An 11,571-nucleotide genomic window follows, 5' to 3' on the forward strand; every position below is an offset into this window, starting at 1 on the left:
TGCACACGTGGTCGGGTCCGGTGCCCAGCGGGACACCGGACCCGACAGTTGCGATCAGGGAGCCCAGAAGTTGCCGCTGACGACGATCATCACCTGGAGCTGGATGCTCGTCGAGTAGTAGTCGTTGCTGGTGAACGACGTGTTGACCATCTTGGTCCACAGCGCGTCGAGCCACGTCTGGCTGCCGGAGTCGGTGAGCGCCGCCACCGCGAACGGTGCGAAGAACGCCGGCTCACTGCCGGAGGAGATCGCCGTGCCGCTCAGCGAGTAGCCGACGGCGATGCTGTTCGGGTTGCCGCCGGTCTTGCCCCGCACCCAGGTGTTGAGCTTGCGGGCCGAGGCGAGCGAGGCGGCGTTGCCACTGGTCACCGCATCCGTGCCGATACGCCACGGGGTGCGGCAGGAGTTCCAGAAGTACTTGCCGTCGTTCGGGTCCTCGAGCACCTCGCCGGGCGCCGGCCGCGCCGTGGTGTTGGTGTCGACGACGAAGTCGGGCAGCAGTCCGGTGCTCGACGCGTACCGGCTCTGCAGGTCGGTGATGAGGCTCTGGTGCGCGGTGCGGATGGTGTCCCACGCCGTGTCACCGGTGGCCGTCTTGAATGCGCGGAAATGGTCGATCATGAAGTCGGACGGCCGGGTGGTCCAGTAGAGGCTGTCGCCCGGGGTGCTCCAGTCGCCGAGGAGTAGCAGATGGGTCGTGGGGTTGACCTCGTTGGCTTTGATCGCATTGATGTGCCTGATGGCCAACTGCTTGTAGTTGTAGGTTCCGGCGCTGCCCCACTGCTTGTCGGCCAGAAGTAGCCCGTACGCGACGTCGAGATCCCCGTCGGTCGCCGAGTCCGAACCGTTGACGCTCTTGCAGGCCGTGTCCTGCTCAGCTGCGAGCAGATCGGGATTGTGTACGGACGGATGGGCCAACATGTATTTGACCAGCCCGTCGAAGACGGTCTTCGCGTTCGGGTCGGCGCCGGCCATGGTGGCCACGATCACCATGCCGTAGCCCTGCGCCTCGGCGACATAGGGGTGATCGGCGTCTGGCGAGATGATTTCGTACCAACCGTTGCCGCAGTTCTGCCTGACGAACGCGGCCTTCCACTTGTTGTAGTAGGTGACGACCGCCTGGTCCACAGTGGACTGCGTGCCGCTCGGCCTGAGCGTGCCGCTCGCATAGGGGAAGAGGTGACTGCCGAAAGGCACGGCCGGACCGCCCGGCGGCGGTCCGGTGTCCACGGCGACGCTGAGCTTGTCGACGTTGGGCCCGCCGTTGGCGGTGGTCGCGGTGGCGCGGATCGTGTTCGTGCCGGCGCTCACCGCTGCCGTGACCGTCTTGGTCTGCCAGGTGTCCCAGTTGCCGGTACCGGGGAAGGACAGTGCGCCGGAAACCACCGTGCCGTTGACGGAGATGTCCATCGGCCGGTTCGTCGTGGTGCCGTTCGCATACCGCAGGACGATCGTGGCCGTGCCGGCCGCCGACGCGGTCACCGACCACTGGACGTAGGAGCCGCTGACGTTGTCGTAGTTGACGAATCCGGTGCCGGTGTAGCCGGTGTGGTTGGACTCGACCGCACCCTGCGAGATCGTCGCGCTCTCGGCCTGATAGTCCACGGACGGCGCCGCCGCTGCCGCCGGTGAGGTCAATGGTGACAGCGCCACGACCAGCCCGACCGCGGACAGCGCCGAACCGAACTGTCTGAGCTTCATGGGATTCCCTTGTCAGCCGGTGTACTGGACGAGCACCTTGGTGTACGCGTATGCCGCTTGCGAGACGCCGCTGCACGAATCGGCGTCGGAGCCGCTGCCGCAGGCCCGGTCGCGGTTGACCGACCAGAACGTCAGGCGGGCCAGGTGGTGCTGTTGCGCGTACGCCAGGATCGTCTGGAAGTCGGCGAGCGTGACGGTCTCGTCGGTCTCGTCGGTCTTGCCGTTCATCGACGAGATGCCGATCCTCGTGTAGGCCACGGCATCGCTGTAGCCGTAGGCGTTCTTGACGGCGTTCTTCAGGCCGTCGGCGGCACTGACCGACGCGGCGCCCATCGTGCCGCTGTGCCCGCCGAAGTCGAACGGCATGATGGTCCAGCCGTCATTGTTCAGGCCGGCCGCGGCGCCCTTGTTGATGAGATCGACGCCGTCGGAGTCCGGCCCGGTCGGGGTCGTGCCGAACGTGACGAACGTCTTGATGCCGGGGTTGTTGGTCTTGATCGTCTTCAACGCGGTGATGACCCGCTGCCGGACGGTGGCGTTGGAGAACTCGGTCGCCTCGATGTCGATGTCGATCGCCTTGAGCTGGTATGCGTTGATGACCTTCTGGTACGCGCCGGCGAGCGCGGATGCCGACGAGCACTTCTCGCCGAGCTTGTTGCCGCTCCAGCCGCCGAAGGACACGATGATGTCCCCGCCGGCGCCGCGGATGGCGTTGATCTTCGCCTGGTCGTCGCCGCCGGTGAGCGGACGCGAGCCGTCCCACAGCGGGTTGCATCCGCCGTCGGAGAGCATGAAGGCGAGCGTGAAGAACTTGATGCCGGTCGCCGACATCACCGAGGTCGGGCTCTGCGGGTTGCCCCAGCCGAAGTACTCGTACGGCGCGACGGCCATGCTGGGCCCGCCGGTACTGCCGTCGACGACCGTGAGCTTGTCGACGTTGGGTCCGCCGCCGGCCGTGGTGGCGGTGGCCCGGACCGTGTTGGCGCCGGCGTTCAGCGTTGCGGTGACGTTGACGTCCTGCCAGGTGTCCCAGTTGCCCGTGCCGTTGAACGCCACGCCGGACGCGACGGTCGTGCCGTTGACGCTGATGTTCATCGGCCGGTTCGTGGTCGTACCGTTGGCGAATCTGATGGTGAGCGTCGCGCTGCCGGCGGCCGCGGCGGTCACCGACCACTGCACGTACGAGCCGCTGACGTTGTCGTAGTTCACGAATCCGGTGCCCGTGTAGCCGGCGTGGTTGGACTCCGCCACGCCCTGCGAGATGGTGGCGTTCTCCGCCTGGTAGACCGTCGTGGCGGCCTCGGCGGACGGGATCTGCAGTGCGAGTGGCGTCAGCGCCGCCACGACGCCGACCGCGAGCGCGGTCACACCCGCGCGCCTGCTCATGAGTCGCATCGTTCCTCCAGGGGTTCGGAATCGACTAACTGATCGTGATCCGGAAGATCTGGTCGGAGCCGGCGGCCGCACCGCCGTTGTTGTCGCAGTTGGTGGTCGACAGCCACAGTTGATCGGCGCCCGGCACCTTGACCACGGTGCGCAGCCGCCCGTACGTGCCGACGTAGTACGCCGTCGGTGTGCCGGTGTTCTCGCCGTCGAGCAACGGGATCCGCCACAGCCGCTGGCCGCGCAGCGCCGCCATGTACACGACGTCCCGGACGATCGCGATCGCGCTCGGCGAGGCGGTGCTCACCGACCACTGCCGCTTCGGGTTCTCCATCCCGGAGACGCTGCAGGTGCCCTCACACGTCGGCCAGCCGTAGTTGCGTCCCGCTTTGATGAGGTTGAGCTCGTCGAACTGGCTGTTGCCGAACTCGGCCTCCCACAGCCGACCCTGCGAGTCCCAGGCGATGCCCTGCGGGTTGCGGTGGCCGTAGCTGTACACGAGCGTGCCGAACGGGTTACCGGGCGCCGGGGTGCCGTCGGTCTTCATCCGCAGGATCTTGCCGTTGAGCGAGTTCTTGTCCTGGGCGAGATTGGGCGTCTGCGCCTCGCCGGTGGTCGCGTAGAGGTAGCCGTCGGGGCCGAACGCCAGGCGACCGCCGTTGTGGTAGCGGTTCTTCATGATGCCGGTGACCAGCGACGTGTACGCCGAGAGCGTCGTGCCGTTGTAGGTCATCCGGGCGATGCGGTTGCCTTCGGCGGCGGTGTGCATGAAGTACACGTAGTGGTTGCTGTTCCAGTTCGGGTCGACCGCGACGCCGAGCAGGCCGCCTTCGCCGTTGGTGGTGACCGTGTTCGGCACGGTGCCGACCTGGGTCCGCGCGCCACTCAGGGTGACCTTGAAGACCTTGAACGAGTCGCGTTCGGTCGCGATCGCCGTCTGGCCGTCCGGCAGCCACCCGAGTCCCCATGGGATCGTCCAGCCGGTCGAGACGGTGGTGATGCTCGAGGGCACGCCCCCGCTGCACGCGGTGGTGGTGATGGTTCTCGCGTTGCTCGGCGAAGAGGTGTTGCCGGCGGCGTCCTTCGCGACCACGGTCAGCGTGTACGTGGTGTTGCACGCCAGTCCGGTGACCGTCGTCGAGGTCACGTTGCCGACCGACTTGAGCACCGAGCCGCCGGCGCCCAGCACGTCGTACCCCGTCACGCCGACGTTGTCGGTCGACGCGGTCCACGACGTGTCGACGGAGCTGCCGGCGACGTTGGCGGCGGCGAAGCCGGTCGGCGCGGAGGGCGCCTGTGTGTCAGAGCTGGCGAGGGTCCGGCAGATCGCCTGCGGGCTGCTCGTGGACACGTTGCCTGCCGCGTCGCGGCCGAAGACCGACAGGCGGTATTCGAAGTTGGGCTGCAGGCCGGTCAGGGACTTCGCGGTGGCGTTCCCGGCGGCCTCACCGATCTTGTTGCCGTCGTGGTAGATGTCGTACGCGACGACGCCGACGTTGTCGGTCGAGGCACCCCACGACAGGTTGACGCTGTTCTCGGTGATGGTGCCGCAGGCGGGCTGTCCGGGCGCGGTCGGCGGTGCGGTGTCGCCGGGGACGCCGGTGCTGAGCCGGTCGACGTTGGGCCCGCCGTTGGCGGTCGTGGCGATGGCCCGGATCCGGTTGGTGCCGGCGGAGAGGCCGACGGTCAACGTCACCGTCTGCCAGGTGTCCCAGTTGCCGGTGCTCGGGAACGACAGGGCACTGCGCACGAGGGTGCCGTTGACCGTCACGTCCATCGGCCGGTCGACGCTCGCGCCGTTCGCGACACCGTTTGCGTATCGGATGGCGACGCTCACGTTGCCCGCGGTGGCGGCCGGGATCGACCATTCGACGTAGCTTCCGACGATGTTGTCGTAGTTCACGAAGCCGGTGCCGGTGAACCCGGTGTGGTTGGACTCGACCGCGCCCTGTGAGACGGTCGCGTTCTCCGCCTGGTAGTCCGACGTCGGCGGCGCGACGTCGACGTCGATCCGGTCGACGTTGGGGCCGCCGTTGACGGTCGTCGCGACGGCACGGATCCTGTTGCTGCCGGCGTTCACCGCAGCGGTGATGGTCTTGGTCTGCCACGTGTCCCAGTTACCGGTGCCCGGGAACGACAGCGACGTGGCGACCGCCGTGCCGTTGACGCTGACGTCCATCGGCCGGTCGGTTGTGGTGCCGTTGGCGAAGCGCAGCCCGATCGTCGCGGTGCCCGCCGTGGCGGCGTTGATGGTCCACTCGACGTAGCTGCCGGTCGCGTTGTCGTAGTTGACGAATCCTGTTCCGGTGAAGCCGGTGTGGTTGGACTCCACGGCCCCGCCGGAGATGGTGGCGCTTTCTGCCTCATACCGGGTCGCGGCGGCCTGTGCCGGTTCCGCCAGCGGAAGGATCGCGGCCACCACTGCTGCCGCCAGCAGCGGAGTGATCCAGCGTCTCGCCTGTTGTCGTCCTCTGGAACCCATCGAGCCTCCAAAGCCTGAGGAGCCTTGAATTGTTAGGCAAGTTGCCTGACAGTTAATACAGATGGGATCACCGCATCGACGGACGTGTCAAGCGTTTACGAACGTCAATCTCACGGCTCGGCCGGCGCGCCGAGGCGACGCCGTTGGGCGCCATATTTCCTCAGGAGAGGGTCTTGGTTGGGGACACACCGCGCTCCGGAGCGCTGCCCACGGCGCCGTTGCATTGAGCGTTGACCACGCCGGGCGGGCGCTCGATCGCGTCCGGGTCGCCGCCGGCGCACCGGGCCAGCAGTTCGATCAAGGCGGTCCGTGGCACGTCGGCAGGTGGCGGGGCCGGACGTGCTGCGGTCGGCTACCCGGACGGCTTGCGAGCCGTGACGATCGTGAACCACTCCGGTGTCGGAACCTACAAGGTCCATGACTCGAACGGCGCGGAAAACGGCTGCAGCTACGCGGACATGTCCGGCTCGTAGTTCCAGTTCGGGGTGCGCTTCACGCTGCGGGTGTGCCTGCGAAACGGCGCATCCGGCGCCAACGTGTACTGCAGCGCGACGAAGAGCGGCTCCATCGATTGACGCAAGCTGTTCCCGTGGTCGCGTGGCCGCATCGGGCCTGTCCTCGCCGATGCGGACCTCGTCACGACCATGCTCGACGCCGGCGTCAGCCGCCGCGACGTGCAGATCGCTGCCCGCCACGCCGACCCGCGAACGACGATGCGGTACGACCGGGGCCCGCAGCAACCTCGACCGGCACCCGAACTACATCCTCGCCGCGTACATGGCCTCCGGCACTGGTCGCGGCTCACGACTTTTGGCCGATGAGCAAATATCCGATCAACACCAGGGTGGTCCGGCCCTTGGCGTGCATGATGTTTCCGTGACTTATCCTCCTCCGCTGTACCACGACAAAAACGGCGAGATCAGCGCAGCCTACCGCCCGGACGGCACCGCGCCGGACCTCGTCTACCCGAACGGCACTCGAGTGCACTATCTGTCCACCGGCGCGTCGACCGGTGGCCTGTTCGGTCTGTACCGATGGGAGTGCGGACCCGACGTGACCGGACCGGAACCGCACTTCCATCGGTCGTTGACGGAGTCCTTCTACATTCTGTCCGGCACCATCCGAATCTATGACGGAAGGCGCTGGATCGACGCCGAGCCCGGAGACTACGTGCACGTCCCAGCGGGCGGTATTCATGGGTTCAAGAACGAGTCCGGAGCGCCAGCGTCGATGCTGCTGCACTTCTCGCCGGGCGCACCCCGTGAGGGCTACTTCGAAGGGCTGGTCCAGGTCGCGCAGATGGGCGAGGAGGAACGCGCCGCGTTCTACCAGGAACACGACAACCTCTGGCTGACCTGACCGGCACCGCCCGCGCTCAGACAAACATACTGTTCTCCCGCCGAGCGTGCGCGCCGATCCTTCGGCGCATCCCGCTGGATGCCGCGGCGGCGGCGTGACCCGGCGACCTGTTCGCTGAACGCTTGACGCAGCCGGAAGGACAAGTCGCAGCCTGAGCCTTGGGCTCGCCCACGGCGCGCTACGAGGCACTCGCCCCAGGGCTCGCCGCGCCGGCCCTCGTCGGCGCGTTGAGCTGGTGGCGCGGCCGCAACCGGTCGCGTGGACGACAGCGGACAGCGGCTCCGCAGTACCGAGCGCTTGGCATCACTGATCGAGGTCCGCGCGGTTCAGACGGCGTTCATTCGCTGATCGTCATGCGGCAGCGCTGTGGGTGACGCGGGCCCGGGTCACCGCGGCCCGGCTCAGCCGGGAGCCGACCGACCCAGCCGTTGGCCGGCGACTCTGGGCGGCGGCCGAGGAACTGACCGGCGTCAGCTACCTCTGAACCTCCCCCCGCGGTCAGCCGAGCGGGGCGGGCCGGGCCGCCGAGTCGGCGTCGTAGTAGTGCACGCCCGAGCTGGTATTGCGGCTGAGCCACGCGAGCATCTCGTTGACCTGGAGCGCGTACCATTCCGTGTACCCGCATGCCGCGCAGATCCACACCTCGAAGCGCCCGGCCTCGATGCGCTTGCCTGTGCTCCCGCCGTCCGCCGATCCGGAAGCCCACCGAGCGACGGCCGGCAGGACATCGACGACGTTGCGGTTGTCGGGTTCGGGAAGCATGACCGGATCGATGTGCCACAGGCGCGGACACTGACACTTGGCACAACGACGACTCGTAGGCATGAGCGCACTGTAGGGGCCCGCCCCACCATCCTCTGACGCGTCCGCGACAGGAACGCGGTCAGGCTTCGGCCGAGGCCCGCGTGAAACCGCGGGCCTCGCGGCCCGCCAGCCGCAGCGGCCGGACGCCGCGCCGCCGCCGGCAATCGACGCCGCCCCGGTGCCGATCACGCTGTGGCGCGTTGCCGACCCGCCCGACCGAGGAACCTTACGGAACGCACGGCTGGCGGCTGCTGACCGAAGCGGAGCACAGCGGCTTCCAGCTGTACGCACACGTCACCGTCGTGGACCCCGAAGCGCCGGCCGAGCATCGCAGCTTTCCGCAGCCGGAGGCCGCCCGCACCGACCTGCGCCCGCGCCAGCACCTCCTGATCTTCGCGCCGCCGGGCAGGGACCCGCAGGTGCGATCCCAGACCGCCGGGCGGCGGACCGCACGCATGAACCGCCCGGCTGGCGCCGATCGCCGCCGGACCCGAACCGGCACACACCGCCGCGTCCCACCGCATCTGAAGGAACGACATGCCGCCTCGTACGACGCCGACCCCAGCCACCCGGAATGCCCGACGAGCATCCGAGTCATGACCTGGGTGTGGGACCAAGCCGGGTCGGCGGCAGCGAACACCTCGTCCTGCTGGCGATCGCCGCCCGCCCCGCGGCGCGAACCGGAAATAGTCCTGACGCGCGCGAGCCGGACGGCGCACACCCCGCCGGGCTTCCGTGCGGTGATACGCCCGCCGGTCAGACGACGGTGCAGGGGATGCCGTTGAGCGTGAAAGCGGCCGGTTCGGCGGTGCTCCCGGAGTGGGTGCCCTGGAAGCCGAAGTCGACGGTGGCCCCGGGCGCGAGCGTCGCGTTGTAGCTGACGTTGGTGGCGCTCACCTGGCCGCTGGAGGGTGAGAACGTGGCGTTCCAGCCCGAGGTGATCGCCTGGCCCGAAGGCAGGGTGAAGCGGAGCGTCCAGCCGTTGATCGTCGAGGTGCCGGTGTTGGTGACGCTGATGCTGGCCGTGAACCCGGAGTCCCAGGTGTTCATCGTGTACGCGACCCGGGGGCCCGTGCCGCCGATGGGTGACTGACTCGGCGTGGGAGAAGGCGTGATGCTCGGCGACGGGCTGGACGGCGGGGTGTCGCTGACGCTGGCCACGAAGGTCATCGCGCTGCGGGCGGGCAGCGTCGCCGTGAGCGATCCGTTCGACATCCGAAGCGCCGTCTGGGGCGCGACGTTCCGGCTCGCGTCGGTCAGCCAGTTCGACACGCTGCCCGATGCCGTGGTGCCGGCCAGCGTGAACTGCTGGGTCACCGCAGAAGTGTTCTTGTTGACGGCGACGATCACGACGGTGTTGCCGCCGCGGTACGCCGAGACGTACACGTTCGACGTCGGATTCGCCGTCGCGTCGATGCGGGTGTACCCGGGACGGACGAACCGCGCGAAGTGCGCCATCATGGCGCCGCGCTTGCTGATCTGACCGTCCTCACGCATGGGGCCGTAGCTGCGCCGGATCGTCCACCAGACGTACGTCTGGAACTCGGCATCCACCATCGCGTGGTGGATGTGCTCGCCCACGTCGAGCGCCTGGGGCCAGAGGTCACCCGAGTCGGAGCTGTTGGGGTAGTAGACCTCGGTCATCCAGAGTTCCTTGCCCGCGCCCTTCTGCTTGAACAGCGGGTAAGGGAAGTTCGCGTACGACGTGCCGTACAGGTGCGCCCCGATGATGTCCACATTGGCCAGTGCCGCGGCGTCGTTGAGGATCGGGTCCGACATGGACTTCACGTACTGGAACGACTCCGGTGCGATGACCCGGGTACTGATCACGCCGGCGTTCTCGCGCAGGAACCGAACGATCTCGGCGGAGGTCCACCACGTCCAGTCCGCCGCGTAGTCCGGCTCGTTCTGCACGGAGATGCCGTACAGGTTGACGCCGTTGTTGCGCATGTAGGTGGTGAAGTCATTGAGATGCTGGGCGTATGCGCCGTACGCGCTGTACTTGAGGCGCTTGGCGTTGGTCTGGCTGCCGCGCGTGAACGTCTCGACCATGCTCGCGGGCGGGTTCCAGGGCGAGGCGAAGACGGTTGCCCCGAGCTCCACCGCGCGCTTCGCCGTCGTCAGATCGCGACTCCAGTCCGACTGGTTCTCGCCGACGGGAATCCGCAGCACGGAGAATCCCAGCTGGCCCTCACCGCCGCCGAACGCCGTGGTCCGCTGGGCGGCGGTGAGGTCACCGATCCAGGCCGCGTGGGCCATGCCGCCGAAGCCCCGGATCGTCTGGCGCGGCGCCGACGGATTGATGTTCGCCGCCGCGGCCGAGGCCTCGGTAGCCCTCAGGACCGACGCCGCGACCGTGAGAACCGGCACCGCACCCATGGTTGTCAGGGCGGCTCGGCGGCTCAGCAACCGTCGCTTGCCGCTCACCGGCTCCTGCTGATCCTGTGTCATCGGATTCCTTCCGGTCGTTGATGCTGTTTCGCGTCGATCTCTGTGCCGAACGGCCACCCGGCCGGTTTGGCGGTCTTGCCGGTGGAGGCGTCGAGCAGTGTCATGACGGCGTTGCAGCCGGCGCCGGTGGCGGTGATGCGCCCATTGGACGGTCCGTTTGCCCGCATCCAGTCGATCTGCGCGGTCTGTCCGCTGGGGACGGTGAAGTGGCGGCGACCAGTGCTCGACGGCGTCACACGCCCTCCAGAAGTTGTTCCTGTTATCGCTAACATTGCGGCGCCGAGGGTGTCAGAAATGCATCGGCTATTCAAGTCGCCATCCATGCCCACGCGGTCATTGACCCCACCTCGGATGTAACTTTCCGAACCTGGAAACCGCGACCTTCCGACCATCGGTTGCATAACACTTTCTCCGTTGGCGCCGCGGCATGGACGGCAAAGCTTCCACCATGCGACAGGCGCGACCGCGAAATTGCCGCGGCATGGCACCTTGTGCGTGACAAAGATCGCTCCCTATCGCAGAGCCGGTCCGCCACCTCCACCAGTATGAAATGCCGATCTGCCACGTCTCGTCGTTATGTCCGACGAGCACTGAGACCAAGTCGTCGTTGATACGCCAGTGGATTGGCACGCCGAACACCGTGCCCAAGTGCAACGCATGACGAAGTGAACTGCCGATGCCGGCTGTCCGAGAGCTGTCGGAGCAACTTCCGTGGATTTGGTGGCTCAACCACCAGACCGATGGGATCGCGTTTTGGTGGCAGCGGTTGATCCAGTGACCTGTGTGTTGACAAGCAGGCAGCGGCGCAGCGGGGAGGGCAGCGCTATGCACCTGGCCGCCCGGCGACATCCTGACCCAAGGCCGACCGGATGGTACTGAACGTTCCCGCCCGGCAGCAACGGCGTCGCCGCCGCGAGGGCGGTCAGCAGATTCCGGTCGGCGGCTTTCACCTGCAGGGCGTAACCGCAGGTGAAGAACCGCAGGAACGACCCCAACGTCGACGGCGCGCACACGCCGGTGAACAGCCCGCCCATCCCGCCGTGCCGCAATACGTTCAGGTCATCGATGCTGTCCGCGCCTGCGCACATCCAGCCACGACCGCAGCGGCCTCCCCGCCCGGGTTCGACCCGGTCGACATGTCCGGACGGACCCGCACCCCGACCGGCCCGGCCAGACCAACCCGCTCGGCCAACCCCAACACCAGGACCAGCCCGGCACACGACACCAGATTCGCCTCATCGAGCACCGCGCCCACCGCACGGCCTGCTTGCAACAACCGCACCTGCGAGATGACCTCTCGAGCAGGATGACGGAAGCCTGGATAACTCCAATCATCCCAGCTCGAAAGGCATTTCCAGTACCCGTCGAGTCGTCACATCTCAGTGCCGCTC

Annotated in this window: 9 protein-coding genes; 1 reads left to right on the forward strand and 8 read right to left on the reverse strand. The window is 67.6% G+C overall.

Annotated elements, in window-relative coordinates; genetic code table 11:
• Positions 1 to 54: 54 nt before the first annotated feature.
• From AB0J72_RS44735 to AB0J72_RS44750, 4 genes are all read right to left on the reverse strand, one after another.
• Positions 55 to 1,701 carry a glycosyl hydrolase family 8 gene (locus AB0J72_RS44735; RefSeq protein ID WP_363411410.1) on the reverse strand — a complete coding sequence of 549 codons (1,647 nt, stop codon included), beginning with the start codon at positions 1,699 to 1,701 and terminating at the stop codon, positions 55 to 57.
• Positions 1,702 to 1,713: 12 nt separating this feature from the next.
• Positions 1,714 to 3,087 carry a carbohydrate-binding protein gene (locus tag AB0J72_RS44740; protein WP_363411412.1) on the reverse strand — a complete coding sequence of 458 codons (1,374 nt, stop codon included), beginning with the start codon at positions 3,085 to 3,087 and terminating at the stop codon, positions 1,714 to 1,716.
• Between the two features lie 34 nt (positions 3,088 to 3,121).
• Positions 3,122 to 5,566, reverse strand: coding sequence for a PQQ-dependent sugar dehydrogenase (locus AB0J72_RS44745; protein WP_363411414.1), 2,445 nt, complete (start codon positions 5,564 to 5,566; stop codon positions 3,122 to 3,124).
• 160 nt (positions 5,567 to 5,726) lie between these two features.
• The gene (locus AB0J72_RS44750; RefSeq protein WP_363411416.1) at positions 5,727 to 5,867 is read right to left on the reverse strand and encodes a hypothetical protein; all 141 of its coding nucleotides are present in this window, start codon (positions 5,865 to 5,867) and stop codon (positions 5,727 to 5,729) included.
• 575 nt (positions 5,868 to 6,442) lie between these two features.
• Between AB0J72_RS44750 and AB0J72_RS44755 the strand changes: the two genes are divergently transcribed.
• On the forward strand, positions 6,443 to 6,925 hold the full coding sequence (locus tag AB0J72_RS44755; RefSeq protein ID WP_363411418.1) for a cupin domain-containing protein: 483 nt from the start codon (positions 6,443 to 6,445) through the stop codon (positions 6,923 to 6,925).
• Positions 6,926 to 7,423: 498 nt separating this feature from the next.
• Here AB0J72_RS44755 and AB0J72_RS44760 read toward each other — a convergent pair whose 3' ends face one another.
• The 4 genes from AB0J72_RS44760 to AB0J72_RS44775 form a co-directional block, all read right to left on the reverse strand.
• On the reverse strand, positions 7,424 to 7,687 hold the full coding sequence (locus AB0J72_RS44760) for a hypothetical protein (protein ID WP_363411420.1): 264 nt from the start codon (positions 7,685 to 7,687) through the stop codon (positions 7,424 to 7,426).
• A 798-nt stretch (positions 7,688 to 8,485) separates the two neighbouring features.
• Complete coding sequence (locus tag AB0J72_RS44765) at positions 8,486 to 10,108, reverse strand: cellulose binding domain-containing protein (protein ID WP_363411503.1); 1,623 nt, start codon at positions 10,106 to 10,108, stop codon at positions 8,486 to 8,488.
• Positions 10,109 to 10,176: 68 nt separating this feature from the next.
• A complete protein-coding gene (locus AB0J72_RS44770) occupies positions 10,177 to 10,416 on the reverse strand; it encodes a hypothetical protein (protein WP_363411422.1) in 240 nt (79 codons plus the stop codon).
• 818 nt (positions 10,417 to 11,234) lie between these two features.
• Positions 11,235 to 11,435 (reverse strand): hypothetical protein, encoded by a 201-nt coding sequence (locus tag AB0J72_RS44775; protein ID WP_363411424.1) that lies wholly within the window; start codon positions 11,433 to 11,435, stop codon positions 11,235 to 11,237.
• Positions 11,436 to 11,571 lie beyond the last annotated feature (136 nt).

It is taken from the genome of Dactylosporangium sp. NPDC049742 (assembly GCF_040674675.1).
GTDB classification, from domain to species: domain Bacteria; phylum Actinomycetota; class Actinomycetes; order Mycobacteriales; family Micromonosporaceae; genus Dactylosporangium; species Dactylosporangium maewongense.

What these genes read in the sequence shown, in the direction of transcription:
- AB0J72_RS44735 (WP_363411410.1), bottom strand. Translation starts at nt 1,701, where the DNA reads ATGAAGCTCAGACAGTTCGGTTCGGCGCTGTCCGCGGTCGGGCTGGTC.
- AB0J72_RS44740 (WP_363411412.1), bottom strand. Translation starts at nt 3,087, where the DNA reads ATGAGCAGGCGCGCGGGTGTGACCGCGCTCGCGGTCGGCGTCGTGGCG.
- AB0J72_RS44745 (WP_363411414.1), bottom strand. Translation starts at nt 5,566, where the DNA reads ATGGGTTCCAGAGGACGACAACAGGCGAGACGCTGGATCACTCCGCTG.
- AB0J72_RS44760 (WP_363411420.1), bottom strand. Translation starts at nt 7,687, where the DNA reads ATGCTTCCCGAACCCGACAACCGCAACGTCGTCGATGTCCTGCCGGCC.
- AB0J72_RS44765 (WP_363411503.1), bottom strand. Translation starts at nt 10,108, where the DNA reads ATGGGTGCGGTGCCGGTTCTCACGGTCGCGGCGTCGGTCCTGAGGGCT.